This is a genomic window from Streptomyces sp. NPDC057010 (assembly GCF_042673805.1).
Taxonomy (GTDB): Bacteria; Actinomycetota; Actinomycetes; order Streptomycetales; family Streptomycetaceae; genus Streptomyces.
The window spans coordinates 95858-119901 of record NZ_JBHUSC010000009.1 but is presented as its reverse complement, the minus strand read 5'-3'; the positions used below and the strand labels follow the sequence as shown (position 1 = coordinate 119901).

The window sequence follows — 24044 nt, the reverse complement described above, 5'->3', positions numbered from 1 at the left end:
GATGCGCACCAGCGAGGAGCTCTACCACCAGGTCCGCTGGGACCCCCGTTTCGATCCGGCGCGGTTCGTGCTCGGGCTGCTCCAGCGCGGGGCCGCCCCCAAGCGGGTCCCGCTGCCTTCGTTCGTTCCCGGTGGGGACATCCCCTGGCACCGGGTGCTGTTCGTCGAGGCGGACGGCGAGCTGGTGTGGGACCGGGCCACGGGCGTGGACCGGATCGACCTCACGGCGGCGGGCCGGGTCCGCGAACCCCGCCTGCTGCGGGCGCCGTTCTTCACCGCCCGGACCCCGTACGCGTGGGATCCGGCGGGCGGCGGCGCCTGGCGGCCGGCGCAGCCGCCCGCGCCGGGTGTGGCCGGGGCCCCGGCGACGGTCCGGCTGCTGACGTGGAACACGCTCTGGGACCGCTACGACGCCCCTCGGATCTCCACCGCCCGGCGCAGGCCGCTCCTGTTGGCCGAACTGGCGGCCGCCGACGCCGATGTGATCGCGCTCCAGGAGGTCGAGCCGGCACTGCTGGCCATGCTGCTGGCGGCGCCGTGGGTGCGCGCCGGGTACACGGTCGCCGCGGATCCGGGCGGCAGGGACGTCGCCGAGTCCGGGCTGCTGGTGCTGAGCCGGCTGCCGGTGCGGGAGGCCGGTCTGCACCGGCTCGGCCCGCACAAGGCGGTCACCGCGGTGACGGTGGACACCGCGGCCGGACCCCTGGTCGTCGCCGCCATCCACCTGACGAGCGATCACACCGAGGGCGGGGAGGCCCGTAGGAGTGCCGAACTCTCCCTGCTCGCGGAGGGTTTGGGCGGGATCGGCGCCGGCGTGGCGCTGCTGGGCGACTTCAACGACGGCCGGTCCGGAGCCGAGGGGCCCGCGGGCGCCCTGGGCTTGCGGGACGCCTGGAGCGAGGTCCACGGGCCCGCGGACGACACGCCCACCTTCGACCCGGTGGCCAATCCGCTGGCCGCGGTGGGCTCGCTGACCGGGCGGGCCGCACGGCTGGACCGGATCCTGCTGTCGCCCTCCGAGGCACGGGTAACGCGGGCGGCGCTGCGCGGGCACTCCCCTGGCCCCGGAGGGCTGTTCATCTCGGACCACTACGGGGTGGAGGCCACCCTGGAGTGCGGGCCGGGCAGCGGCAGGACGCCCGCGCGGCTGGACGTACCGGCGACGGCGCGCACGGCGGTGGCCTGGCTGCCGCCCCGACTCCCGCATTCCGTGGAGGAGTTGCGGCGGGAGCACGACCCGGCGGCCGACCGCTGGCCCGCGCACGTGAACCTGCTGTTCGGCTTCGTCCCCGAGTCCTCCTTCGAGGCGGCCGCGCCGTTGCTGGCCGAAGCGGCTTCGGAGACGGCCGCGTTCACCGCGCGGCTGGAGGGGGTGCACGGCTTCGGCCACCGGGAGGGCGCCACCGTCTGGCTGGATCCCGCGGCGGCCGGTGAGGCGCCGTGGCAGGAGCTGCGGCGGGCGCTGGTCCGGCGGTTCCCGGGGTGCCGGGGGCGCGCCGAGGGCTACACCCCGCACCTGACGCTGGGGCGCAGCGGGGATCCGCAGCGGGCGGTCGCGCAGTTCGAGGCCCGGCTCGGCGGCGGGGTGTCCGAGCGGGTCGGGGAGCTGGCCGTGCTCTCGCGGCGCGGGGACGGCCCGATGCGGACGCGGGCGGTCGTCGAACTGGGCACGGGCCGGGTGCGGTGGCTGCCGGAGCCCGCGCCCCGGGACGGGGCCGAGCCGCCGGGCGCCGCGGAGGCGGTCACGGCGCGGATCGCCGACGCCCTGGCCGACGGCGTGGTGTACGTGGCCGGATCCCGCCGGATGGGCTGCGCGCTGCCGGGGGCGGACCTCGACCTGGTGGCGGCGCTGCCGGGCGCGGCCGGTATCGCCGGGGTGCGCGACCGGCTGGCGGCCGCGCTGCCCGACGCGGTGCGCCTGCGCGAGGTGACGGGGGCGCGGGTGCCGGGGCTGCGGTTCCGGGTGGCCGGGCTGGACGTGGACCTGGTGGTCGTGGCCACCGGCGCGCTGGACCCGGCGCAGGCGGTGGCGCGGCGGGCGGAGCCGGGCGGGGCGGCCGCGATCGCGCTGAGCGCGGTGAGCGACGCGGACGCCGTACGCGGCTTCGTGGGCGCGGAGCACGCCGCCTTCGCCCGTCTGGCGCGGGAGGTCAAGGCCTGGGCCCGGGCCCGGGGTCTGGACTCGGCGCCGTTCGGCGGGCTGCCGGGGCTGGCCTGGGCGGTACTGGCGGCGCACACGGTGCGCGGGGCCGCCGACCTCTCCCCCGCCGCCCTGCGCCTGGACTTCTTCGGGACCTGGGCCGCCTGGGACTGGCGGGACCCGGTCGGCCTGACCCCCGGGGCTGCGGGGCCGGACCCGGTGACCGTCCTCACCCCCTCCGAGCCGGTCCGCAGCTGTACGGCCCAGGTGGGCCCGGGGCTGCGCGATCTGCTCGGGCGGGAGCTGTACCGGGCCTGGGAGCTGCTGGACACGGACCCCGGCGGATTCGGTGCCGTCCTGGCCGCACCGCCGCTGCACCGCCGGCACGCGGCCTGGGCGGTGGTGACCGTACGGGCATCCGGGGAAGGGGAGTTGGAGGAGGCCCTGGGCCGGATGCGGGGCCGGCTGCGGGCGCTGCTCGGCGCCCTGGAGGAGGCGGGCGTGGGGGACGCCCACGCCTGGCCGCGCCCGTTCGAAGCCACCGCGAGCATGGTCAGGTACGCGATCGGCCTTGGCGCCACCCCGCCGGACGCGGCCCGCCTCGCCGCCCTGTCCGCGCCGTGGTCGCGCGGGCTGACGGGTGTCGAGGTCAGCTGGGCGGCGTGCGGCGAGCTCCCGGACCCGGCCTAGGCAGCCGCAGTCCCGTCAGATCTCGACGACGATCTTCCCGGAGGCGTGCCCGTCCTGGCTCAGCTCGAAGGCCCCCGCCAGTTCGGCCAGCGGAAACGTCCTGTCGATCGGCACCGTCAGCTGCCCGGCGTCGGCGAGCCGGCCCAGTTCGGCGAGGTCGCTGCCGACCGGCCGGACCCACATCCACTCCCCGCCCGAGCCGGGCACGGTCGGGTCGGCGATCGAGGCGTGCCGGCCGTCGTCGTGCAGCACGGTGCGGGTGACGTCGAGGACACCGCCGACGAAGTCGGCGACGACGGTCACGCGGTCCGGGGCGAGGGCGAGCACCCGCTCCGCGAGGCCGTCCCCGTACGCGACGGGTTCCGCGCCGAGCTCCCGCACCCGGTCGTGGTTGCGCGGCGAGGCGGTGCCGATGACCCGCGCCCCGAGGGCGCGGGCGATCTGCACGCCGAAGGAGCCGACGCCGCCGGCCGCGCCGTGGATCAGCACGGTGTCGTCCTTGCCGGTGCGCAGGCGGGTGAGCAGCTGGTAGGCGGTGAGCCCGGCGAGCGGCAGCCCGGCGGCCTCGGCCCAGCCGAGGGAGGCGGGCTTGTGCGCGAGGGCGCGGACGGGCACGGTGACGTACTCGGCGAACGTGCCGCCGCGCACGTAGTCCTTGCGGGCGTAGGCCATGACCTCGTCGCCCTCGGCGAACTCCGGTACGTCGAGGCCGACCCGCTCGACGGTGCCGGCCACGTCCCAGCCGGGGACCACCGGGAAGAACGCGTCCATCAGGCTGTCCAGCCCACCCGCCATGATCTTCCAGTCGACGGGATTCACCGCGGCGCACCTGACGCGGACGAGGACCTCGCCCGGTCCCACCTTCGGCACCGGCAGCCGCCTCTCGGCGAGCACCTCCGTCCCGCCGTACGTCTCGTACGCCATCGCCCGCATGGTGGCCTCGGCCATGTTCCCGACCTCTCCGTGAGCTGCTGGACCCGCCCCGGCCCATCCCACCACGCGGGCCGCGCCCGTCCCGAGAAGCGCGGCGGTCCGGGATGAAGAGCCCGTATAGGTGCATCCGTCATCTTTCGAACCGGTGATCGGATCCGGCCATCCGCGGATCCGCCGGTCACCGAGCCTTCGAACCTTCGAGCCTCCGAGCCTTCGAGAGAGAAGAGAGCCCATGAGAAGTGTTGTTCGCGCCGCGGCCCTGACGGGAGCCGTCGGCGCCCTCCTCCTGATGACCACCCCCGCCTCCCAGGCCACGTCTTCCGCCGCGTCGGCGTGCGTCACCCGCACCGAGACCCAGTCCTACGGGCGCGGCCAGATAACCGTCTGCCCGCAGGCCGACGGCACCGCCCAGCTCACCGGCTGGATCGAGGACCTGAAGCCCGGCAGCGGCTGGGGCACGCCGGACGGGTATTGCGTGACCTGGTGGCTGGAGGAGGGGCCCGGAGTGCGCGGGGAGTACGGACCGATCATCTGCCCGCACTTCGACTCCGCGCGCAAGACCATCCGCAACTTCGACTACGTCATCACGCCCGCGGCGCCGGTGACGGGCGCGAAGCTCGCGATCGACAGCGTCTGACGTCGCACACGGAAGGGGCCCTGGTCCAGGCGGCACGCACCCGCCCGGACCAGGGCCCCTCGCCCCCGCCCTCACCAGCCGATAACCAGGTCCGCCCGGTTGCGGCCGGGGGCGATCAGGCGGGCGTTGGACTCGTCGGAGCGGGCCACCCAGGCGCGGGCGTGTGCGGGGTCCTTGCCGTGGAGCACGTGGCGGTCGATCAGGCGGCGGACCCGCAGGGTGTCGTCGGGGGCGAGGTACCACGCCTCGTCGAGCAGGGGCCGCACCCGCGCCCACTCCCCCGTGTCGTGGAGCAGGTAGTTCCCCTCGGTGATCACCAGCGGTACGGCGGGCCCGACCGGGATGCTCCCCGCGATCGGCTCCTCGAGCGAGCGGTCGAAGGCCGGTGCGTAGACGGTGCCCCCGCCCGGTTCGCGCAGCCGGTGCAGGAGGGCCGTGTAGCCGGCCGCGTCGAAGGTGTCCGGGGCGCCCTTGCGGTCGGCCCGGCCCAGCCGTGCCAGTTCGCCCTGGGCGAGGTGGAACCCGTCCATCGGCACGACCACCGCCAGCTCCGGCCCCAGCGCCTCGGCCAGCCGTCCGGCCAGCGTCGACTTCCCCGCCCCGGGCGGCCCGGCGATCCCGAGGATCCGCCGCCGGACCCGGCCGTCTCCGCCGGCCAGCGCGCGGGCCCGCGCCGTCAGTTCCGTCATCTCCACGGGCCCATCCTGCCCGAGGCACCGGGGGGCTGCCTGCCCGTAAGGGGAGCGGCCGTATGGTGCTGACGGGAAGTCTCATTCGAGGCTCCGGGGAAGAGGAGACACATGCAGCACGTTGCGGTCCTGGGCGGAAGTATCGCTGGCCTCGCCGCTGTTCGGGCTTTACGGAGCTTCGGGATCAGGGTCACGCTCATCGAGCCCGACGCCCTGGACAGCGCGGAGGGAGCCGGCCGGGACGGCGTCGACGGCCGCAAGGGGGTGCCGCAGAGCGGTCAGCTGCACGCGCTGCTCGACATGGGCCGTACGCAGGCGGAGCGCTGGTTCCCCGGACTGACCGAGGAACTGGTGTCCCACGGCGCGGTGTTGGGCGCCGGCGGCGAGATCCAGCTGTTCGCGGGCGGTACGCGCAAGGTGGCCGTCCCCGGCAACGAACTCATCGGGACCACGCGCCGTCTCCTGGAGGAACGCGTCCGCCGCCGGACGCTCGCCGACGCGCACGTGACGGTGGTGCGGGCCCGGGCCTGCGGCCTGCGCTTCGAGGGCGGGCGCGTGACCGGCGTACTCCACCAGGGGGCCGACGGCGGGCCGGAGTCCTGCCTCGCGGTCGATGCCGTGGTCGACGCCATGGGCCGCTCCAGCCGCCTGACCTCCTGGCTGCGCGCCGGCGGCTGGCCCGAGCCGCCCGTCGACCGCATGCGGATCGACCTCGGCTACGCCACCGGGTTCTTCCGCCGCGGCGCGGAACTCCCCGGCGTACGCGTCGCCCACCAGCTCCCCCTCGCCGCCGACACCCTCGAACGGCAGCCGGACACCGGCGCCATGGCCGCCGTCGAAGGCGACCGCTGGATGGTGGTGATCGCCGCCTACGCCGACCGGCGCCTCACCCGCGACCGGGACGCCTTCCTCCGGCGCATGTGCGAGATGGAGGCCGCGCCCTTCGGGGTCGTCGCCCGGGGGTGCGAACTGCTCGGCGGGGTCGAGACGTACACGATGGCGCACTCCATGCGGCGCAACTGGTTCCGCACCGAGCGGCTGCCCGGCGGCCTGTTCGTCGTCGGGGACGCCGTCGCCTCCTTCAACCCCGTCTACGGGCAGGGGATGACCTCGGCCTTCCTGCACGCCTCCTGTCTCGCCGCCCACCTCCGCAAGGGCGCCGACCTCACGGCGCCGGCCGTCGGCTACTTCGAGCACGTACGGGTCGTCGTCGACGCCGCCTGGAAGGTCTCCACCCTCGCCGACCTGGCCCAGCCCCACGTGACCGGCCCCTACCCGCCCGGCTACCGGCTCGCCAAGGCCCTCTCCGACCGGATGGGCGAAGCCTCCGTCACGGACGCCTGGGTCAACGAGCGCTTTCTCGACGTGGTCAACATGCGCCGCCACCCCGCCGCACTGGAAACGCCCCGCTTCTGGTGGCGCGTCGGCAGGGCGCTGCTCGCCCGGCGCGCCGCTGTCGCCCGCTCAGGGGGGTGTTAGCCTGCCGCGCCGCGAAATCTCGTACAGCGCGTACGTACGGCACGCACAGGAGGCTCACATGTCACGTCGTCCGGTCACCGTCGTCACCGGAGGCAGCAGGGGGATCGGCGCCGCGACCTGCCTGCGGCTCGCCGCCGACGGGCACGACCTGGCACTGGGCTACGTCCACGACGACGCGGCCGCCGAGGACATCGCCGACCGGATACGGGCCACCGGGGCCCGCTGTGTGACGGTACGCGGGGACACCTCGGAGGAATGCGGGGTCGAACGGCTCTTCGACATCGCCGGCGCCGAACTCGGCACGGTGACGGGGCTGGTCAACAACGCCGGGGTGACCGGACCGCTGGGCCGGCTCGCCGACACCCGGACCGAGGACCTGCGGCGGGTGGTCGAGGTCAACCTCCTCGGGTACCTGCTGTGCTGCCGACGGGCCGCCCGGGACATGGCCGCGGCCGGCGGCGGGGCGATCGTGAACGTCTCCTCGGCGGCCGCGACCCTGGGCAGCCCGGGGGACTACGTCCACTACGCCGCCACCAAGGCGGCCGCCGACGCGCTGACCATCGGCCTCTCCAAGGAGCTCGGCCCGGACGGGATCCGCGTCAACGCCGTGGCTCCCGGCATCATCGAGACCGACATGCACGCGGCAATGGGAGATCCCGACCGGCCTGCCCGGGCCGCCGCCGGAATCCCGCTGGGCCGCCCCGGGCAGCCCGGGGAGGTCGCCGGGGCGATCGCCTGGCTGCTGTCCCCGGAGGCCTCCTACACGACGGGAGCCGTCCTGAGGGTCTCCGGCGGCCGCTGACGCGCTGCACGGCCCGGCAGGCGGCCGGACGGCCGCTGCCAGCGCGCGCCGCGCCGACCGGAAATATGATGAGCACGGGCCTTTCGCGCAGCAGAAGGAGTGGCCCATGAGCCCGCACCGTCAGCAGCGGGCCGCGAGCGCCGACCTCCTGTCCAGGCTGGGCAGGCTGACCGCCCTGGCCCGGGCCGGGGCGGACCTGCAACAGGCCCGGGTGCAGCTGGCCGAGGTGTTGCAGCGCGAGATGCTGCCCGCCTCGCTGCCCGTCCTGCCGGGGCTGCGGACCGCGGCCCGCTACTCCCCCGCCCGGCACGGCCTGGACATCGGGGGTGACTGGTACGACGGCTTCCGGCTGCCCGACGGCGCACTGGCCTTCTCCATCGGCGACGTCGAGGGGCACGACGTGGAGGCGGCCGCCTTCATGGGACAGGTCCGGATCGGCCTGCGGGCGGTGGCCTCCGTCGTCGAGGACCCCGGCGAGGTGCTCAGCCGGACCAACGACGTCCTGCTCTCGACGGACGGGGACCTCTTCGCCACCTGCGTCCTGCTGCGCTTCGACCCGGAGACCTGGGAGCTCGAAAGCGCCCGGGCCGGGCACGTCCCCTCCGTGTGGGCCACGGTGGACGGCGCCTACGGCTTCTCCGAGGACGACGGCGGGCTGCCCCTGGGCATGCTGCCCGGGGCGGGCTACGCCGTGACCCGGCGCCGGCTGACGGAGGCGGGGGCGATCGTCCTGCTCACCGACGGGGTGGTCGAAGGGCCGAGGTTCCCGATCGACGTGGGGCTGGAGCGCGTCGCCCGCGTCGTCCGGGAGGCGGCGGGCGCCGACCCGGACGAGCTGGCCGCCGAGGTGATGAAGGTGGCCGATTCCACCGGCCACGCCGACGACGCCGCCGTGCTCGTGCTGCGCCACGACGCGGCCGGCCCCTGACGGCCCCGGCCCCGGCCCGGCCCGCGTCCCGCTCCCGACCGTGTAGCGCGTGTCATGCTCCGCCCCGGGCGGGGCCTGTTGTCTGATGCTCTGGTGCGCACCGAGGAATGGCGACGGCCGGCCGGGACATCCCTGTGGATCCTCGGCGTCTGCGCCGCCTACTACGTGACCGCGCGGATCGGTCTGCTCCAGCAGGTGGTCGTCGAGGGGGCGGCGGTCACGCCCCTGTGGCTGCCCACGGGCATCGCCCTCGCCTGCCTGCTCTGGGCGGGCCTGCGGATCTGGCCGGGAATCGCCCTCGGCACGTACTTCGTCATCGAGCGGATGGGCTCGTTCCACCTCGCCAGCCTCGGGATCATGGCGGGCAACACCCTGGCCCCGGTCTGCGCCTACCTGCTGCTCCGGCGGGTCGGCTTCCGCGTCGAACTGGACCGGCTGCGCGACGGCGTGGCGCTGGTGTTCCTGGGCGGCCTGCTGCCGATGCTGGTCAGCGCGTCCGTCGGAAGCTGGGTGCTCGTCCTCACCGGCGACATGGCACCGGGCCGCTTCTGGCCGGTGTGGTCGGCGTGGTGGGCCGGGGACGCCATGGGCGTCCTCGTGGGGACACCGTTCCTGCTCGCCCTGACCCGCGCGCACGTGCCCCGGGACTTGCTGCGTGCCGCCGAGGGGGCCGTACTGCTCCTGGCCGCCGCCGCCGTCACCGTCCTGACCACGAGGAGCTCCACCTCCCTGCTGTTCCTCGTCTTCCCCCTGCTGATCTGGGCGGCTGTGCGGTTCCAGCTCGCCGGGAGCGCGCCGTGCGCCCTGCTCATCTCCGTCCTCGCGATCTCGGCGGCGACCGCGCACATCGGACCGTTCGCCCACCACACGCTCTTCGAGGTCATGGTCAACCTCCAGGCCCTCAACGGGGCGGCGGCCCTGACCGGGCTGCTGCTGGCGGCGCTCGTCACCGAGCAGAACAACATCCGCCTGCAGATCGAACAGGTCTGCGAGGACCTGGCCGAGTTGGTGGACCAGCTCGGTCCGCGCAGGCCCGAGGAGTGAAGCCGCCCTCCCCGTCCCGGCGCTCCCGCACTCAGCCGAACGCCGCCCGCGTGGCCGGGCCGTAGACGCCCTTCGGGTCGCCCGTGATGCCCCGGTCGCTCTGCAGCTGGGCCACTCCGCGCCGGGTCTGTCCGTCGTACACGCCGTTGATGCTGACGTACGTGAACCCCTGCCCGAACAGGCGTTCCTGGAGGACGCGGACCTCGGGGCCCCGGTCCCCCGGGCGCAGCGTTCCCGCCCCGCCGGGTGACGGCGGCGCGGAGGAGGCGCTGGGCGGGGGTGTCGGCTTGGGGCTCCGGCTCGCGGTGGGATCGGGCGAGCCGGACGGTCCGGGCGTGGCCGGAGCGGTGGCGGCCGTGGCCGAGGGCGCGTGGCTTCCCGTCGCGCCGACGGCGGCGTCGGGGCTGCGCGCGGGGAGCACGGGCACGGACAGGTCGGGCCGCAGCGAGGCCCGGGGCGCCGGCTGCGGATCGGGGTCGGTCAGCAGGAGCACCAGGACCCCGGCCGCGGCGAGCGCCGCCAGGGCGATGACGACGGCGGGCGCGATCCGGCGCCCGCGGCGGGCCCGCGCGCGCCGCCCGAAGTCGCCGGTACGGACACCGGGCGCGGCTGCGGGCGCGGGGGCAGGGCGGCCGGCGGCGTGCGGAGGCTCCCGGTCCGGGACGGGGCCGGGGTAGGGGACGGGCCCGCTCTCCGGCCAGGTGGGGCCGGTCGCCGTCTCGTGGGGCGGTCGGGGCGGTCGGCCCGAGGGGGCGTACGGGCGTACGAACAGGCCGTCGTCGGGGACGGTCCCGCTCTCGTCGAAGTCGTGGGACATGTGTCTCCCCGGCTGGGACGGGGGCCGGCGCGGCGGTGCGGTGCCGGCCCCCACCCGGCCGGTCAGGCCCCGCGCCGCCGGGCGGCCGGGACCGTCACGGCGCGTGCGGCGGCTCCGCGCGGAGCGCGGCCGGGCGTGCCGCCGAGTGCGAGGGAACCACCGGTCGGCGCCGGGGCGTGCCCCGGTTCGGGCAATGAGCGGACGGACATGCGCATCTGGGGTGTCTCCGAAGTGCGGCTCAAGCGGTGGTTCTCGACCGGCGCACTCTTTACCTCCGGGCCGGGCCTGGTCAAGCCGGATGTCCGATCTGCCCTCGTCCATCCGGTCTCTGCCCGCAGATCACTTGAGGTCACCGGCATCGCCCGGCCTGCGGCGGACGGAGGTGGCCCAGACCGTGACCGCGGCCAGCAGCATCAGGGCGGCCCCACCGAGGGGGGCGGCGGGGGCGGAGATGCCGTCGACGGCGAGGCCGCCGAGCAGGGCGCCCGCGGCTATGGCCAGGTTGAACATGGCTACCATCAGCGAGGAAGCGGCCTCGGCGGCGGCCGGGGCCGCCTTGATCATCCAGCTCTGTACGGTCACCGAAACCCCTCCGTACACGAGTCCCCAGGCGAGCAGCAGGACGGTCCCGGCAACCGCTCCCGGGAGGACGGCGATCAGGCCGAGGATCACGGTGAGGCAGGCGCTGACGGCGAGCAGCGTGCGGTACGGATCGCGCGTCCCGGCCAGGAAGTTGCCCGCGACCCCGGCTGCGCCGTAGCCGAGCAGCAGGGTGCTCACGTAGGCGGCGTCGATGCCGGAGACGTCCTGCAGGATGGGCCGGACGAAGGTGTAGGCGGCGAACTGCCCGGTCACCACGAGGAAGGTGACGATCACTCCGGCGCGCACGGCGCGGTTCTCGCGGAGCAGGGCGGGGAGTTCGGGGAAGCCGATGTGCCGGGTCGGCGGCAGCGGGGGCAGCAGGAGGAGCAGCGCGGTCAGGGTGAGGAGGCCGAGGGCGCCGACCGCGGCGAAGGCGCTGCGCCAGCCGCCGAGTTCGCCGAGCAGGGTGCCGGCGGGGACGCCGAGCACCGAGGCGGTGGGGACACCGCCGAAGACGAGCGCGGTCGCCCGGCCGACGTGGCGCCCGGGGACGAGCCGGACGGCGAGCCCGCCGGCGATGGCCCAGAAACCGCCGACGCTGACTCCGACGAGCAGGCGGGCGGCCAGGACGACGGCGAAGTTCGGCGCGATGGCGGCGGCGAGGTTGGCGGCGGCCATCAGGGCGATGAGCGTGCAGAGCACGAGCCGCCGGTCGACGCGGGCGGCGCCGACGGTGACGAGGGGGGCGCAGAAGCCGGCGACCAGGCCGGGCACGGTGACCATGAGCCCGGCGGTCCCGTCGGACACGCGGAGGTCGGCCCCGACGGGGGTGAGCAGGCCGACGGGCAGCAGCTCGGAGGTGATCAGGCAGAAGATCCCGAGCGCGACGGCACACACGGCCGTCCAGCCCTTCCAGGCGGGGGCCTGGGCCGCGGCGGAGTCGGGGCCGGGCGCGGTACCGGAGGGCGGCACGGGTTCCGGGTGGGACGCGGGGTTGCCGGGCGCGGCGGCTGCGGTCATGGGTCGGTACTCCGTACGAGCGGATCGACGGGCAGGGCGCGGCGGCACGCGGTGCCAGGGGTCGCGCCTCCCCCGGCACCCGTACTGCCGTTCCCGTGACCTTGCCATACCGGCGGATCCAGGCCTACCCACTGTCCACACCCTGGCGGCGAATCGATTCCGCTCCGGTCGGCTTCACCCGGACGCGTGAGCCGGGGGCCGGTGACGGCCGGGCGGTACGGCAAGGTGGTCGGATGCTGTTACGCCGGGCCGTGCCCCTCTCCCTCCTCGCGCTCCTCGCGAGCGCCGGCTGTGTTTCCGTCGGCCCGCAGGATTCGGCTCCGGTTCCCGTTCCCGCTCCCGTACGGGGTTCCGTACCGCCCGTGGGCGCGCCGGAGGTGCCGGAGCCGCTGCCCCTGGGGAAGCTGCCGGGGTCCTCCGCTGCGGGCGCCGCCGGCTCGGAGGCGGAGCCGGATCGGGCCCCGGCCGCCGCGCAGCCCCCGGGCAAGGCCGCCCGGCCGCCCGCCGCCCGGCCCGCGAAACCGGCGGCGACGGCCCGCCGCCCGCGCGCGGCCAAGCCGGCCTCCCCCCACCCGCGGCGGAAGCCGGCGCCGCCGCCGGGGGTGGAGGAGCTGTGCGCGGCCGCGGAGGGCACGGTCCCGCCGTCCATCGTGGACCTCTGCCTGCGCCAGTACGGCCGCTGACGGCCTGCGAGGCCTCAGGGGCGGCGGCCGCAGGCGTGCGCGCACCGGCGGGCCGTGTCACGGCGGGCCGTGCGCAGCCGGCGCAGGGTGCTGTGGCCGCGCCGGCGCCACTCGCCCCGGGGCAGGGAGGCCCGCTGGCCGCCGCCCGCGATCAGGGCGTTGACGGGGGTCATCGGGTCCGTGGCCATGGCCTTGGCCAGCAGGACGCCGACCACGAGCGGGACCAGGGCCACGGCGAGGGCCGAACCGGCGGTGGTCACGTGCTGCATGCGGGGGCGGGGCGTCGCGGAGGTCATGCCGTCATTCGACCAGCGGCGGCGCGGCGGGGAATCGGGGCGGATACTCAGGCCGTTGGGCACGGGGTACTCAGACGGGCGGGGTGGTAGGTGGTGTCGGTTCCCGGGCAGGGCTTCGAGGCGGCGACCGGTGACGGCCCGGCCGGGCCACCGGATGCCGGGCGCGCGGCGGAGCTGCGCACGGCGTACGAGGGGCTGCTGCAGATCCGCCGTCTGGTCAACGGACCGGCGGGGGCGGAGGTTCCCGCGCCGTGGGAGGTCCGGCAGCTGCCGCGTGCGGTGGCCCTCGCACTGGAGGCGTCGGGGATCCCGCCCTCGGCGGTGGACGCGCAGGGCCTGCCCGCGCGGACGGGCTACCGCGTGACCGCCACCGCGGAGCCGGGCCGGGCGGAGGTCACCTGGGTCGGCCCCCGCGGCGCCGGCGCGGCCGAGGAGGAACAGGACCGCCTGACGGCCTGCGCGGCCGCCCTGGAACGCCTCGGCTGGGTATGCCTCCTCTACCGCGGCCCCCGCCACCGCCGCTTCCTGGAGGTGGAACCCCCTCGCTGACGCCCACACCCCCGAAATCCTCTGGCTCGGACGACCCCATCAGGGGAAACTCGCCCGATGGGCATACTGGGCACGCTGGCGGAACGCATCGGCAGGGGCGAAACCGTGGAGTTCCGGCTGACCGGCGGATCGATGGCGCCGCTGATCCACAGCCGGCAGCTGGTCCGGGTCGCGCCGGCTGAGCCGACGCTGCTCGAGGTCGGCGACATCGTCCTGGCGCGTGTATCCGGCACGGTGTACCTCCACCTGGTGTCTGCCGTCGATGCCTCCCGCCGGCGCGTCCAGATCAGCAACAACCGCGGCCACGTGAACGGCTGGACCGGCTACGACCGGGTGGTCGGCGTCTGCCTGGAGGTCGACGGCGTCCCCCGCCCCCGGGCCGCTCACAAGGTCCGCCGGCCCGCGATCCGGCCCGTCGCGCTGAGCGGGCCCCGGGTTGAGCTGGTGCCGCTGGAGGGCGGGCACGCCGAGGAGATGGCCGGGGTGCTGGGTGACCCCGCCCTGCATGCCTTCATCGGCGGGGCGCCATTGGCGGCGGACGCGCTGCGGGCCCGGTACGAGCGGCTGGAGGGCGGGTCGCCCGATGCCGGGGTCGTGTGGGCGAACTGGGTGGTGCGGTTGCAGGGGACGGGGCGGCTGGTCGGCACCGTGCAGGCCACGATCACCCCGGCGCAGGACCTCGCCGAGCTGGCCTGGGTCATCGGAACCCCTTGGCAGGGCCGCGGGTTCGCCACCGAGGCCGCCCGGATCCTCACCGCCTGGCTGACGGAGGTCCCCATCGTCCGCCTGGTCGCGCACGTCCACCCGGACCACACCGCCTCGGCGGCGGTCGCCGCGGCCTGCGGGCTCCGCCCGACCCCCTACCGCCAGGACGGCGAGGTCCGTTGGGAGTCCGGCGGCGCGGACTCGCGGCTGACCCGCCTCAGCGAGCACTGGTCGCGGCAAGGTCGATGGCCGATACCGTGCCGTCGCCGCAGTTGGCCACGTAGATGCGGTTGCTGTGGGGTTCGAAGACCAGTCCCTGCGGCTGGGAGCCGACGGGGATCCTGGCGATCACACTGGCGGAGCCGGGATCGATCACCCTCACCAGGCCATCGGGGTGGGTGGCGTAGACGCCTCCGTGGGAATCAACCGCCACACCGGTCGGGCTCGCGCCGACGTCGATGCCGGCGACGCCACCGGTCGTCATATCGATCACCGACACGGTGTTGGAGCCGGAGTTGGCCACATAGGCGCGCCGCTTCTGGGAATCGATCGCGATACCCGTGGGGTGGTGTCCGACGGGGATGTTCCAGATGACGTCCCCGTGGGTCGTGGTGGTGGTATCGATCACCGACACCTTGTTGTGGTCGGGTCGTGTGACGAAGACGCGGTGACTTACGGGATCAACCGCCACACCGAGAGGTCCGTCTACTTCGATGAACTCGAAGGAGAAGGGGGGATCACTGCTGATTCGAATGATCGACACCCTGTCAAGACCTCGGTTGGCCACGTAGGCAAGACCCCTGAGGTGATCGACCGCCACCCTCAGCCTGTCGGGTGGCGGGACGACGGGCGTGCCTCCGACGTTGATGGTGGCGGCGAGGGCGTGGAACCTGTCGAGGGCCGACACGGTGAAATTGCCGCCGTTGGCGACGTAGACGCCGAATTGAGGGTCTGTTGCCACGCTCTCCGGGCCGAGTCCGACGTTGAGGGTGGCGCTCACCGCGTTCGTCACGGAATTGATCACCGACACCGTACTGACACCACTGTTGGTGACGAAGACATGGTCATGAACGTCCACCGCCACACCGACCGGCTTCCACCCCACGGGGATCGTGGCGGCGACACGGGGCCTTTCAGTGTTGGATGCTTTCATCGCTGTACGGCTTTCGTTGGTCAGCCGCCGGTGGATCCCACCGCCGCCTGCGGTATGAAGTACCGGAAGTCGGTACCGCTGGTCACCTGCATGTCGTTGGTCCACTCGGAGGTCAGGGTCTGGGTTCCGACCTCGACGTGCACCCAGGTCCCGGCCGGGAAGGCGACATCCGAGAACAAGTGCGCCCAGTATTTCTGACCCGGAGTAACGTTTTCAACATTCCAGACACCACTGGTATCACGGTGCAAATAGAACCCTGATCCCACGCTGGTCCTCATCTGAGTGAAAATTCCGCCGCCTTGTGCCCTGAACGCAATTTGATTGTCCTGCCGAGTGGTCGAGTCCGATACGCCCCACTCGTCCACCAAAATCAACCGGTGACGCGCGACGCTGACTTGCACGTGGATCCAGACCTCCAGCAACCCGGAAGTCGGCACTTTGTACCAGAATCCAACGAGGCCGGCAGCCTGAGTCGAAGCCGAATCGTAGTCGTCGGCGTTGTAGTTTTCCACCAAGGAGGACGTACGGACAAACCCTGTCACGTTATCCGCGCCGGCACTCTGGCTCCTCGTGAACGCGCCGTCGGAGTAACCGTCATGACCCCACGCGAAATCACTGTAGGGAGGAGAGAAGTACTGCAGGCTCCTGATCGTTCGGCCTTTCACCTCGTCCGGCACCTGATCCGGCGTGAGCACTTCTACCCACTGACCGTCCTCCTCCGGCGGATTCGGAAGCAGACATGCGAACTGATCCTGCGCCCGACGCCGCTCTCTCCGTATCACTTCCGGATCGATCTCCAGCGCTCTGAGCGCCTCATCACCGCGAATACCCCGGTCCGAAGGATCGATTCTCACATGCGAGGGAAGGTCCAGGTCGCGCCGTCGGAATTTCCTGTCAGACAGCACGGCTGACCGATATTGATCATAGGCGTCAGAGCCAAGGGCATTGCGCAGCCGCTCGCGGTACTTTCGCCCGATGTTGGCAGATTTCCGAGCCAATGTGGCCTGTCGCGCGATCTCGTCCTGACGGATCGAAGACAGTTGCTCGAGGACTTCTTCCACTCTCTCCGGCGGAACTTCCTCGTGTGGAGCCAGCCGGAGTCCTTCGTCGTGGCCGAAATTCATTCGAACCATCTCCCAATGTGGGCATATATGATCAATTCTCATATATGTAGCCACCTATGGCAACTTGACGCGAACGTCGTACCGCTCCGCCAGGCTCGCGATCGTCTCCGCCAGGGCGGCTCGGAGTTCGGGCGGTCCCAGCACCTCGGCGTCGATGCCCAGTCGGAGGAGGTCGCCGACCGCGACCGCCTCCGATTCGACCGGGAGGCGCAGCCGCACCCAGCCGTCCGCGTCGGCCGGGCCGGCCCCGGCCAGGGCCCGGGCGCCCGCGGCGCCGAACCGCATCGGCAGCAGTTGCTGCCCGCGGGGCGAGAGGCGCAGTTCGGCGGTCTGCTGGTGGAGGGCCGCGTCGAGGCGTGCGGTGGACTCCCGCCAGTGCGCGGCGAGTTCGAAGTCGGCGGGCCGCTCGAAGCCGTCCTCCGCGGTGTCCACCGCCAGGAACCGGGAGACGCGGTAGGTCCGCACCGCCCCCTCGGTCCGGGCCACGAGGTACCAGATGCCGCCCTTGAGGACGAGGCCGAGCGGATGCAGTGCACGGTGCACCTCGCCCCGCCAGCGGCGGTAGTGGGTGTGCAGGACCCGCTGGTCCCAGACGGCCTGGGCGATCTGCGCGAGGTGCGGTACGGGGTCGGCGTCCCGGAACCAGGCGGGGGCGTCAAGGTGGAAGCGCTCCTGGATCCGGCGGGCGCGGTCGGCGAGCGCGGCGGGCAGCGCGGCCTGGAGTTTGAGCTGGGCGGCCGTCAGGTCGGCGCCGAGGCCGAGCTCCCGGGCCGGTCCGGGGGCGCCGGCGAGGAAGAGGGAGCCGGCCTGGGAGTCGGTGAGCCCGGTGAGGCGGGTGCGGTAGCCGTCCGCCAGCCGGTACCCGCCTGCGGGGCCGCGGTCGGCGAGGACGGGGACTCCCGCGGCGCCGAGGGCCTCGACGTCCCGGTAGACGGTACGGAGGGACACCTCCAGTTCCCCGGCGAGCTCGGGCGCGGTCATCCGGCCGCGGTTCTGCAGCAGCAGGAGCAGGGAGAGGAGACGGTCGGCGCGCATGACGGCCATTGTTGCCGTACCTGACAGAAGGTGTCAGGTACGGCTGCCAGCCTGGAGGTCACGCCGGGCGGAGGAGACCGCCCGGACCGCTGAGAGGACGGGCATGACCACGCCGACCACCACCGTCGAGACCACCGGCCGCTTCACCTTCGCGGACTGGCAGGAGCACCCCGTGGGCCCCCCGGACTCCGTCCCGCGCCTCGCCCGCGCCACCGTCACCAACGCCTTCTCCGGCGGGATCGAGGCGGCCGCGACGACCTGCTCGTACGCGATCGCCTACACCGGCGAGAACGTCGGGGGCTATTGCGGGCTGGAGTTGCTCGCCGGCAGCGTCGACGGCCACAAGGGCACCTTCGTCCTGGAGGAGCGCGGCGGCTTCGACGCCACCGGGACCACCTGCCGCTTCGAGGTGGTCCCCGGCTCGGGCACCGGGGACCTGGCCGGACTGACCGGCTCCGGAGGGTTCACCTACCACCACGGCGACACCTCCGTCGCGTACACCTTCACGTACGCCCTCGCCTGAGGGACCGGTCCTGGCCTCCCTCGCGGCTACGGCGCGCCGAAGGTCAGCGTCAGCCGCGGGGTGCCCTCGTTGGCCTGGGCCTCCGAGGACCACAGCCACAGGGCGTCCGTGCCGGCGCTGGTCAGCGCCAGGCTGTAGGCGCCGCCGAGCGCCGCGGCGACGGTCTGGGTGGTCAGCCCGGCGGTGTGGACCGCCGAGCCGTCCGGGATCCCCGCGAAGCTGCCGAGCGCCGGACCGCCCAGTGCGGGACGGTTGTTGTACGTCGTACCGCCCTCCGTCCAGGACCCGGTGACCGGGACCACCGACACGGTGTCCGTCGTTCCGGCGCCGCTCATGGTGCTCGTCTTGACGGAGAGCACGGCCGACTTCAGTACCGTGCCCGCGGGCGCGGCGGGCAGGTCGAAGCGCAGGTAGCTCGCGTAGAACGAGGTGCCGCGCACCGCGAGCGATCCCGAGGTCCCGAAATTGCCGTCGGGCGCGCCCGCGTTGGCGTAGGTGTCCTCCGCTGCGGTCACCTCGGCCACGGAGTCGGCCGGGGCGGTGGCGAGGGCGTGGTGGTGCTGTACCTGCGCCGCGCTCAGGACGGTCGGGTAGACGGCGGTCTCGTCCAGCTGCCCCGCCCAGTACTCGCTGGTGGGACGGTCGGGCCAGCCGCCGAGGCTGTCCCCGCCGGCGTGCCAGTAGCCCGCGAAGTTCTCGTGCGTGGTGACGGCGAGGGTGCCCTTGCGGTCGCCGTCCACGTAGAGGGTCATCCCGCCGGGGCCCTGGGTCGCGACGGCGTGGTGCCACTGGTTGTCGTTGTAGGAGCCGGGGGTGGTGATGGTGCGGGTGGCGCCGGTGTAGACGCCGTAGACCAGACGCCCGTCGTTGGTCATGTAGAGGTGCTTGTCGTACTGGTTGCTGCCGCGTGCCTGGTTGCTGCCGAAGCCGAAGAGCTTGCCGCCCCGGGTGGTGTTCGTCCTGAACCAGGTCTCGATGGTGTAAGTGCTGCCCACCGTCTGCCGCTTGTCCCCGTACACCTGGGTGTCGGCGCCGTTGAAGCCGATCGCGGTGCTCGCGCCGGAGACCGCGCCCGGGGTCTGGCGCAGGGCGGGGGCGTTCAGGTGCGTGCCGCTCTGGTTGCCGCCGTCCGAGGAGTCGGCGACGAAGGGCAGGGCGGATTCGTCGTAGCGCCAGTACTGCTGCGCTCCGTCGGCGCGCACCTGGTTCGGGTAGGCGTCCACCGAGGTCGGAACCGTGACGCCGGCCGCCCCCGAGAGGGCGCTGGTGTTGCCCGCCGCGTCGGTCGCGGTCACCCGGTAGGTGTACGTCTGGCCCGGCGTCACGGTGGTGTCGGTCCACGAGGCCTGCGGACGCCGGAAGAACAGCGAGTCGGCGGCGACCGTGGCGATCGGCGTGGCCGCGCCGTTGCGGTAGATCCTATAGGTCAGCGCGCTGTCGTCGAGGTCGAGGCTGGTGCGCCAGCGCACCTGGGCCTCGCCCGGCGCGAAGGCTGCCGCGCTCGCGACGGGCACGGTGGGCGCGCCGGTGTCGCCGGTGGAGGCGAAGCGGGTCAGGCTCTGCTGCGCCGCACCGTTGACGGTGGTGAACTCGCCACCGACCCACAGGTATCGGACGCCGCCCTTGGAGCCGACGGTCATGACGCGCGGGCCGATGCCCTCCCCGATGCCGTCGTTGGTGTCGGGGGCCCAGCCCAGCTTGCCGGTGCCGGTGGTGGGCTGGGCGAGGAGGTGGTGGCGCTGCCCGTCGGGGAACTCGCCGACGCTGGAGCAGTCGTGTGCGTGCGAGGCGCTGTAGAGCACGCTCTGGTACGGGAGTACGGCCTGGGTGGCGCCGAGGCAGGTGTCGCGCCAGCGCTGGCCCAGGTCGCTCAGGTTGAGTGCGATGCGGCCGTCGAAGACGCCGCCGCCGGTGCCCTCGTTGGCGGTGTAGAAGCCGGTCGCGTCGGTCGCGATGTCCTTGACGACGGAGTTGGTCTCGATGAAGCCGGGGTAGGCCTTGGTGAGGGCTCCGCTGGTGGCGTTGACGACGGCGAGGGCGTGGCTGTTCGTGCCGTTGACGGTGAAGAAGTCGCCGCCCAGGACCACGTTGTTGCCGTCCGGGGTGACCTCGACGGCGCGCCCGGGCTCGTCCGCGTCGGCGGTGAAGGGCCGCAGCGTCCCGTCGGCCGCGTCGACGGCGGCGAAGCGCTCACGCGGCTGGCCGGCCACGGTGAGGAAGTCGCCTCCCGCGTAGACGGTGTCGGCGGTGGCGGCGAGGGCGCGGACGGTGGCCGCGAAGGCCGGGCGGAAGGAGGGCTTGACGGTGCAGCTCGCCACGTCGATGGCGGCGAGGCTGGAGACCGGGGTGCCGTTGACGGCTCCGAAGTAGCCGCCCGCGTAGAGGGTCTTCTTGTCCGGCGAGAGGGTGAGCGCGCGGACGGTGGCGGTGCCCGAGCCGACGGTGAAGGACAGGGTGCAGGAGGTCGGGGCGCCGGTCGCGGCGTCGAGCGCCGCGAAGTTCACGGCGGGCTGCTCGCCGCCGGCGCCGCCCGCGGGCGGGCGTACGGCCGAGAACGTGCCGCCGGCGAAGACCTGGCCGCCCGCTTCGGCGAGGGCCCAGACGACCCCGTTGGGCTGCCAGGTCGGCAGGGCGTCGGCGGTGAAGGCGACGGGCGGGGTGATGGCCGCCGCCGGTGGGACGAGGCCGAGGCCGATGCCCGCGCCGGTGCCGGTGCCGGCCACGGACAGGGCGAGGGCGAGGGCGGCGACCAGCCCTTTGGATCTGCGCATGAACCCCCCAGTTCGGTGTGCGGTGTGGCCGTGTGGCGCGCGGCCCGGTGGGCGATGGCCGAAAACCGCCGAACAGCCGTCCGCGGCCATGCGTACGGCCGCACCCTAGGGTGAATCGACGTACCGTTCACGCCACTTGACGCATCGGATGCCAAATCGCGTCGGGGCCGGGCGGCCTCCCCCGGTACCCCCCGACGTCATCCGTTCACCCAGGGTCACCCTGGCGAAACGGGCCCCGCGCGGGGCCGGGCCCCTCTACCGTGCCTGGGGTGACGGGGAGCACGGCACCGGAGGGGTGGGACTGATGGACGAGGAAGAGGACATGCGGCTGGCGAGGATGACGCCGGAGATCTCCCGCCGCACCCTCACCATGCTGCGTGGTCTCGCGGGTCTGGAGCCGCCCGAGCAGGTGCCCGAGGACGCCATGGTCGTCGCCGACGCGATCCTGGCCGACCACGGCACGGACGGGCTCCGGGTGCTGGTGATGACCCTCGCCGCCTGGGCCACGGCCCAGATCGAGAACGTCGCCGAGCTGAGCGGGCGCAGCCACGAGGCGGTGCTGGACGCGATGGAGCTGGCCTGCCTGGAGGCGAACGCCGAGGACTAGGCGGGGCGGGGCGTACGAGGTGGAACGTGCCTGGTGGGGCGCGTGCGGGCCCGGCACTGGGCCGGATCGGGCCGATCCGGAACAACCGCCGCCCGACCCCGGCCGGTATCCGGCGCCGTCGGCGACACTGGGGATAGCAGTCGCGTCGTGGGGGGCTGATCGGAGGCCGTCGTGAGCACACCTTCCCCCGTACGAATCGCTGCCATGCTGTCCACCGAGCACCGGGGACGGCTGATGTCCCAGGCCCGCGAGGTCAATTTCGCGGAGGGCGCCCGCATCTTCGACGAAGGCACCCAGGCGGAGTCCTTCTGGATCGTGCGCTCCGGCACGGTGACCCTCGAGATCCCCGTGCCCGGCCGCAGGCCCGCGCCGGTGGAGAACCTCGGCCCCGGTGAGCTGGTGGGCTGGTCGTGGTTGTTCCCGCCCTACGTGTGGCAGCTGGGCGCCGAGGCGATGACACCGGTGCGTGCGTACGAGTTCGACGGTGCGGGCGTGCGGATGCTGATGGACGCCGATCCCGCCTTCGGATCGGCGATCGGCCACTGGGTCGGCCGGGTGCTCGCCCTGCGGCTCCAGCAGACCCGTACCCGGCTCCTGGAGCTGTACGCCCCGCGCGCCTCGGCGGGCTAGCCCCGTACCGCGGCGGGGGGGGGGGGGGGCCGGTCGCCGGGCGGCCCCCCCCCCCCCCGGGGCGCCCCCCCCCCCGCGGCGGGGGGGGGGGGGGGGGGGGGGGGGGCCCCCCCCCCCGGGAGCGGTGGCGCGCCCGGTCAACGGGGCGGGGGTTGCCCGGCCCGGGGCGGGGGGGGGGTGGGCCGGTTCGCCCGGCCGGGCCCCCGCCCGCCGGCCTTGCGTGCCTACCCCCGTCAGGCGCGCAGGGCCTCCACCGTCGGAACCACGAGGCCGAACACGTCGGTGATGGTGGTCAGGGCGGCGGCCCGGAGCGCGGAGGCGGGCACGACCGTGCCGTCCGGGGCGGCCAGGGCGCGGGTGGCGGTGGCCTCGGCGACGACCGTGGGCCGGTAGCCGCGGTGGAAGGCGCCCTCCGCGGTGAAGGTGACGCACATGTGCGTCATGAACCCGGCCAGTACCAGGTCCTTGCCGCTGCCCGGTGCGAAGCCCAGGTCGGCCAGGGTCTTCTCCAGCTCGGTGCCGTGGAAGGAATTCGGGACCTGCTTGACCACGACCGGCTCGCCCTCCGCCGGCGCGACCTCGTCGCTGATGGAGCCGATGTGGGCGCGGATGTCGTACGGGGTGTTCTCGCCGCCGCCGTGCATGACGTGGATCACCGGGGTGCCCGCGGCGCGGGCACGCTCCAGCAGGCGGGCGCCGGCGGCGAGGGCCTCCTCGGCGCCCTCCAGGGCCATGACGCCGGTGCGGTAGGTGTTCTGGAAGTCGATCAGGATCAGGGCGGAGTCGGCGAGCCGCGGCGGCTCGTTGTCCTGTCCGCTCACGTCGCGCAGGGTCTTGGACGCGGTGTTCGTGCTCATCGGATGCCTCTCATCGGTGAAAAGGGCAGGGCGAAGCCGTCCGCCTCGCTCGTGCCGGGGGAAAAGGGTGGTCGGGGGTGCTGTGCGGCCGGTCAGCCGGCCTGGGTGCGGAACCGGCGGCGGTAGGCCGCCGGGGTGGTGGCCAGCTGCCGGCGGAACGCCCGGTGCAGGGTCTCCGCGGAACCGAGGCCCGCGGCGGCCGCGATCCGGTCGAGCCGGCCGTCGGTGGTCTCCAGCAGGCGCCGCGCCACCTCGATGCGGGCCGCCTCCACGTAGGCGGCGGGGCTGGTGCCCGTCTCCTGGGTGAAGACGCGGGCGAAGTGCCGTTCGCTGAGGCACATCCGTGCGGCCAGGGCCGGCGCGGAGAGGTCCTCGTCGAGGTTTTCGGCGATCCACAGCCGCAGCTCGTCGATGTCCCGGCGCTCGGCGGCCGGGCGGCTGAGCGGGACGGAGAACTGGCTCTGGCCGCCCTGCCGCTTGAGGTACATCACCAGCTGCCGGGCGACGGAGAGGGCCGTCTGCTCGCCGAGGTCCTCGGCGACCAGGGCCAGGGCCAGGTCCAGACAGGCGCTGATCCCGGCCCCGGTCCACACCCGGCCGCGGTCGGTCCGGACGAAGATCGGGTCCGGGTCGACGGTGACCTGCGGGTGGTCGGCGGCGAGCTGTGCGGCGGTCGACCAGTGGGTGGTGGCCGTCTTCCCGTCCAGCAGGCCGGCCGCGGCCAGCAGGTGCGCGCCCACGCACACCGAGGCGACCCGCCGGGCGTGCGGCGCGGTCTCCTTCACCCACGCCACGACGGTGTCGTCGATGCGGGCGACCGGGCCGTCATCGGTGATGTCGACCGCGCCCGGCACCAGCAGGGTGTCCACCTCCCCGCCGACCTCGTCGAAGGCCAGGTCGGTGAGGAGCCGTACACCCGCCGACGTACGGACCGCTCCGGCGACCGGCCCGGCGAGGCGGACCTCGTAGCCGGCGCGGCCCGCGGTCTCCCGGTTGGCCAGCGAGAAGACCTCGGCAGGGCCGGTGACGTCGAGGAGGTCGACATCGGGGAAGACCGCGATGACGACTCGGTGCGAAGTGGGCATGAACCGATCTTCCACGGCCACGCCCCATGGCCGCAATGACGATTCCCTGTCACATTCGGACACGCCGGCCGCGCCCGTAGGCCCTCCGCAAAGGTTTCGCGCACGTCTCCCGGTCGGTGTTCGGCCGATTCGGCGGCCCGCTCCCCCACTGGTCAGAGGCCCCCGGCCCGCTGCGGTCTGCGCTCATCCGTACACGATCGGTGACGAAAAACGGTGGTGCGAACGGGCGTTCACGGCTCGTGTCGGCAAGACTCTGTCCGCTATC

22 protein-coding genes and 1 pseudogene are annotated in these 24044 nt (G+C 73.9%); 12 read left to right on the top strand and 11 right to left on the bottom strand.

Translation table 11 applies throughout. The annotated features are described in order from the left end of the window. The first annotated feature begins 1 nt into the window (after nucleotide 1). Nucleotides 2-2830, top strand: a complete 2829-nt coding sequence (locus ACFTXQ_RS12450) for a poly(A) polymerase (RefSeq protein ID WP_382639297.1) — start codon at nucleotides 2-4, stop codon at nucleotides 2828-2830. A gap of 15 nt (nucleotides 2831-2845) precedes the next feature. Here ACFTXQ_RS12450 and ACFTXQ_RS12445 read toward each other — a convergent pair whose 3' ends face one another. Then, the gene (locus ACFTXQ_RS12445) at nucleotides 2846-3763 is read right to left on the bottom strand and encodes an NADP-dependent oxidoreductase (RefSeq protein WP_382639294.1); all 918 of its coding nucleotides are present in this window, start codon (nucleotides 3761-3763) and stop codon (nucleotides 2846-2848) included. Nucleotides 3764-3995: 232 nt separating this feature from the next. Here ACFTXQ_RS12445 and ACFTXQ_RS12440 point away from each other — a divergent pair, with 232 nt between their 5' ends. Further along, nucleotides 3996-4400 carry a hypothetical protein gene (locus ACFTXQ_RS12440; RefSeq protein WP_382639161.1) on the top strand — a complete coding sequence of 135 codons (405 nt, stop codon included), beginning with the start codon at nucleotides 3996-3998 and terminating at the stop codon, nucleotides 4398-4400. Nucleotides 4401-4471: 71 nt separating this feature from the next. Here ACFTXQ_RS12440 and ACFTXQ_RS12435 read toward each other — a convergent pair whose 3' ends face one another. Then, nucleotides 4472-5089: a nucleoside/nucleotide kinase family protein gene (locus tag ACFTXQ_RS12435; protein WP_382639291.1), complete on the bottom strand. Its 618-nt coding sequence runs from the start codon at nucleotides 5087-5089 to the stop codon at nucleotides 4472-4474. A gap of 111 nt (nucleotides 5090-5200) precedes the next feature. Between ACFTXQ_RS12435 and ACFTXQ_RS12430 the strand changes: the two genes are divergently transcribed. The 4 genes from ACFTXQ_RS12430 to ACFTXQ_RS12415 all read left to right on the top strand — a co-directional run bounded on the left by ACFTXQ_RS12430 (nucleotide 5201) and on the right by ACFTXQ_RS12415 (nucleotide 9342). Further along, the gene (locus tag ACFTXQ_RS12430; protein ID WP_382639159.1) at nucleotides 5201-6568 is read left to right on the top strand and encodes an FAD-dependent oxidoreductase; all 1368 of its coding nucleotides are present in this window, start codon (nucleotides 5201-5203) and stop codon (nucleotides 6566-6568) included. 58 nt (nucleotides 6569-6626) lie between these two features. After that, nucleotides 6627-7370 carry an SDR family oxidoreductase gene (locus ACFTXQ_RS12425; protein WP_382639156.1) on the top strand — a complete coding sequence of 248 codons (744 nt, stop codon included), beginning with the start codon at nucleotides 6627-6629 and terminating at the stop codon, nucleotides 7368-7370. Nucleotides 7371-7476: 106 nt separating this feature from the next. Continuing rightward, on the top strand, nucleotides 7477-8298 hold the full coding sequence (locus tag ACFTXQ_RS12420) for a PP2C family protein-serine/threonine phosphatase (protein ID WP_382639154.1): 822 nt from the start codon (nucleotides 7477-7479) through the stop codon (nucleotides 8296-8298). A gap of 90 nt (nucleotides 8299-8388) precedes the next feature. Further along, nucleotides 8389-9342, top strand: a complete 954-nt coding sequence (locus tag ACFTXQ_RS12415) for an MASE1 domain-containing protein (RefSeq protein WP_382639288.1) — start codon at nucleotides 8389-8391, stop codon at nucleotides 9340-9342. A 31-nt stretch (nucleotides 9343-9373) separates the two neighbouring features. Here the strand turns inward: ACFTXQ_RS12415 and ACFTXQ_RS12410 are convergent, their stop codons facing one another. Together ACFTXQ_RS12410 and ACFTXQ_RS12405 are read right to left on the bottom strand one after the other, a co-directional pair. Continuing rightward, a complete protein-coding gene (locus tag ACFTXQ_RS12410; RefSeq protein ID WP_382639151.1) occupies nucleotides 9374-10159 on the bottom strand; it encodes a peptidoglycan-binding protein in 786 nt (261 codons plus the stop codon). Between the two features lie 339 nt (nucleotides 10160-10498). Next, nucleotides 10499-11761: an MFS transporter gene (locus ACFTXQ_RS12405; protein WP_382639148.1), complete on the bottom strand. Its 1263-nt coding sequence runs from the start codon at nucleotides 11759-11761 to the stop codon at nucleotides 10499-10501. 233 nt (nucleotides 11762-11994) lie between these two features. Between ACFTXQ_RS12405 and ACFTXQ_RS12400 the strand changes: the two genes are divergently transcribed. Then, on the top strand, nucleotides 11995-12444 hold the full coding sequence (locus tag ACFTXQ_RS12400; RefSeq protein WP_382639145.1) for a hypothetical protein: 450 nt from the start codon (nucleotides 11995-11997) through the stop codon (nucleotides 12442-12444). Nucleotides 12445-12458: 14 nt separating this feature from the next. On the opposite strand, the gene ACFTXQ_RS12395 is transcribed toward ACFTXQ_RS12400, so the two are convergent. Further along, entirely contained in the window at nucleotides 12459-12740 is a 282-nt protein-coding gene (locus ACFTXQ_RS12395) for a hypothetical protein (RefSeq protein ID WP_382639142.1), read from the bottom strand. A 90-nt stretch (nucleotides 12741-12830) separates the two neighbouring features. Between ACFTXQ_RS12395 and ACFTXQ_RS12390 the strand changes: the two genes are divergently transcribed. Continuing rightward, a complete protein-coding gene (locus tag ACFTXQ_RS12390; RefSeq protein WP_382639140.1) occupies nucleotides 12831-13289 on the top strand; it encodes a hypothetical protein in 459 nt (152 codons plus the stop codon). A 57-nt stretch (nucleotides 13290-13346) separates the two neighbouring features. Next, nucleotides 13347-14081: pseudogene (locus tag ACFTXQ_RS12385) on the top strand (GNAT family N-acetyltransferase); the annotation flags it as partial. A 130-nt stretch (nucleotides 14082-14211) separates the two neighbouring features. Here the strand turns inward: ACFTXQ_RS12385 and ACFTXQ_RS12380 are convergent. Genes ACFTXQ_RS12380 through ACFTXQ_RS12370 form a run of 3 tightly spaced genes read right to left on the bottom strand, consistent with a single transcriptional unit; the run spans nucleotide 14212 to nucleotide 17306 of the window. Then, entirely contained in the window at nucleotides 14212-15147 is a 936-nt protein-coding gene (locus ACFTXQ_RS12380; RefSeq protein ID WP_382639137.1) for a YncE family protein, read from the bottom strand. Nucleotides 15148-15167: 20 nt separating this feature from the next. Continuing rightward, nucleotides 15168-16271 carry a hypothetical protein gene (locus ACFTXQ_RS12375; RefSeq protein WP_382639136.1) on the bottom strand — a complete coding sequence of 368 codons (1104 nt, stop codon included), beginning with the start codon at nucleotides 16269-16271 and terminating at the stop codon, nucleotides 15168-15170. A 54-nt stretch (nucleotides 16272-16325) separates the two neighbouring features. Beyond that, entirely contained in the window at nucleotides 16326-17306 is a 981-nt protein-coding gene (locus ACFTXQ_RS12370; RefSeq protein ID WP_382639134.1) for a helix-turn-helix transcriptional regulator, read from the bottom strand. A gap of 103 nt (nucleotides 17307-17409) precedes the next feature. Here ACFTXQ_RS12370 and ACFTXQ_RS12365 point away from each other — a divergent pair, with 103 nt between their 5' ends. Then, on the top strand, nucleotides 17410-17829 hold the full coding sequence (locus ACFTXQ_RS12365; protein ID WP_382639131.1) for a DUF3224 domain-containing protein: 420 nt from the start codon (nucleotides 17410-17412) through the stop codon (nucleotides 17827-17829). Between the two features lie 26 nt (nucleotides 17830-17855). On the opposite strand, the gene ACFTXQ_RS12360 is transcribed toward ACFTXQ_RS12365, so the two are convergent. Beyond that, complete coding sequence (locus tag ACFTXQ_RS12360; protein WP_382639128.1) at nucleotides 17856-20600, bottom strand: DNRLRE domain-containing protein; 2745 nt, start codon at nucleotides 20598-20600, stop codon at nucleotides 17856-17858. 304 nt (nucleotides 20601-20904) lie between these two features. Between ACFTXQ_RS12360 and ACFTXQ_RS12355 the strand changes: the two genes are divergently transcribed. Both ACFTXQ_RS12355 and ACFTXQ_RS12350 read left to right on the top strand, forming a co-directional pair. Further along, nucleotides 20905-21207, top strand: coding sequence for a hypothetical protein (locus ACFTXQ_RS12355; protein ID WP_382639126.1), 303 nt, complete (start codon nucleotides 20905-20907; stop codon nucleotides 21205-21207). A 171-nt stretch (nucleotides 21208-21378) separates the two neighbouring features. Further along, nucleotides 21379-21837 (top strand): Crp/Fnr family transcriptional regulator, encoded by a 459-nt coding sequence (locus ACFTXQ_RS12350; protein WP_382639123.1) that lies wholly within the window; start codon nucleotides 21379-21381, stop codon nucleotides 21835-21837. Between the two features lie 233 nt (nucleotides 21838-22070). On the opposite strand, the gene ACFTXQ_RS12345 is transcribed toward ACFTXQ_RS12350, so the two are convergent. Together ACFTXQ_RS12345 and ACFTXQ_RS12340 are read right to left on the bottom strand one after the other, a co-directional pair. Continuing rightward, nucleotides 22071-22694 (bottom strand): cysteine hydrolase family protein, encoded by a 624-nt coding sequence (locus ACFTXQ_RS12345; protein WP_382639120.1) that lies wholly within the window; start codon nucleotides 22692-22694, stop codon nucleotides 22071-22073. Nucleotides 22695-22786: 92 nt separating this feature from the next. Beyond that, on the bottom strand, nucleotides 22787-23779 hold the full coding sequence (locus ACFTXQ_RS12340; protein WP_382639117.1) for a GlxA family transcriptional regulator: 993 nt from the start codon (nucleotides 23777-23779) through the stop codon (nucleotides 22787-22789). Nucleotides 23780-24044: the final 265 nt, after the last annotated feature.

Bases quoted from the DNA above. Each gene is read 5' to 3' on its own strand.
- ACFTXQ_RS12450 (WP_382639297.1), top strand. From the start codon at position 2: ATGCGCACCAGCGAGGAGCTCTACCACCAGGTCCGCTGGGACCCCCGT.
- ACFTXQ_RS12445 (WP_382639294.1), bottom strand. From the start codon at position 3,763: ATGCGGGCGATGGCGTACGAGACGTACGGCGGGACGGAGGTGCTCGCC.
- ACFTXQ_RS12440 (WP_382639161.1), top strand. From the start codon at position 3,996: ATGAGAAGTGTTGTTCGCGCCGCGGCCCTGACGGGAGCCGTCGGCGCC.
- ACFTXQ_RS12435 (WP_382639291.1), bottom strand. From the start codon at position 5,089: ATGACGGAACTGACGGCGCGGGCCCGCGCGCTGGCCGGCGGAGACGGC.
- ACFTXQ_RS12430 (WP_382639159.1), top strand. From the start codon at position 5,201: ATGCAGCACGTTGCGGTCCTGGGCGGAAGTATCGCTGGCCTCGCCGCT.
- ACFTXQ_RS12425 (WP_382639156.1), top strand. From the start codon at position 6,627: ATGTCACGTCGTCCGGTCACCGTCGTCACCGGAGGCAGCAGGGGGATC.
- ACFTXQ_RS12420 (WP_382639154.1), top strand. From the start codon at position 7,477: ATGAGCCCGCACCGTCAGCAGCGGGCCGCGAGCGCCGACCTCCTGTCC.
- ACFTXQ_RS12410 (WP_382639151.1), bottom strand. From the start codon at position 10,159: ATGTCCCACGACTTCGACGAGAGCGGGACCGTCCCCGACGACGGCCTG.
- ACFTXQ_RS12405 (WP_382639148.1), bottom strand. From the start codon at position 11,761: ATGACCGCAGCCGCCGCGCCCGGCAACCCCGCGTCCCACCCGGAACCC.
- ACFTXQ_RS12400 (WP_382639145.1), top strand. From the start codon at position 11,995: ATGCTGTTACGCCGGGCCGTGCCCCTCTCCCTCCTCGCGCTCCTCGCG.
- ACFTXQ_RS12395 (WP_382639142.1), bottom strand. From the start codon at position 12,740: ATGACCTCCGCGACGCCCCGCCCCCGCATGCAGCACGTGACCACCGCC.
- ACFTXQ_RS12380 (WP_382639137.1), bottom strand. From the start codon at position 15,147: ATGAAAGCATCCAACACTGAAAGGCCCCGTGTCGCCGCCACGATCCCC.
- ACFTXQ_RS12375 (WP_382639136.1), bottom strand. From the start codon at position 16,271: ATGAATTTCGGCCACGACGAAGGACTCCGGCTGGCTCCACACGAGGAA.
- ACFTXQ_RS12370 (WP_382639134.1), bottom strand. From the start codon at position 17,306: ATGCGCGCCGACCGTCTCCTCTCCCTGCTCCTGCTGCTGCAGAACCGC.
- ACFTXQ_RS12365 (WP_382639131.1), top strand. From the start codon at position 17,410: ATGACCACGCCGACCACCACCGTCGAGACCACCGGCCGCTTCACCTTC.
- ACFTXQ_RS12360 (WP_382639128.1), bottom strand. From the start codon at position 20,600: ATGCGCAGATCCAAAGGGCTGGTCGCCGCCCTCGCCCTCGCCCTGTCC.
- ACFTXQ_RS12355 (WP_382639126.1), top strand. From the start codon at position 20,905: ATGGACGAGGAAGAGGACATGCGGCTGGCGAGGATGACGCCGGAGATC.
- ACFTXQ_RS12345 (WP_382639120.1), bottom strand. From the start codon at position 22,694: ATGAGCACGAACACCGCGTCCAAGACCCTGCGCGACGTGAGCGGACAG.
- ACFTXQ_RS12340 (WP_382639117.1), bottom strand. From the start codon at position 23,779: ATGCCCACTTCGCACCGAGTCGTCATCGCGGTCTTCCCCGATGTCGAC.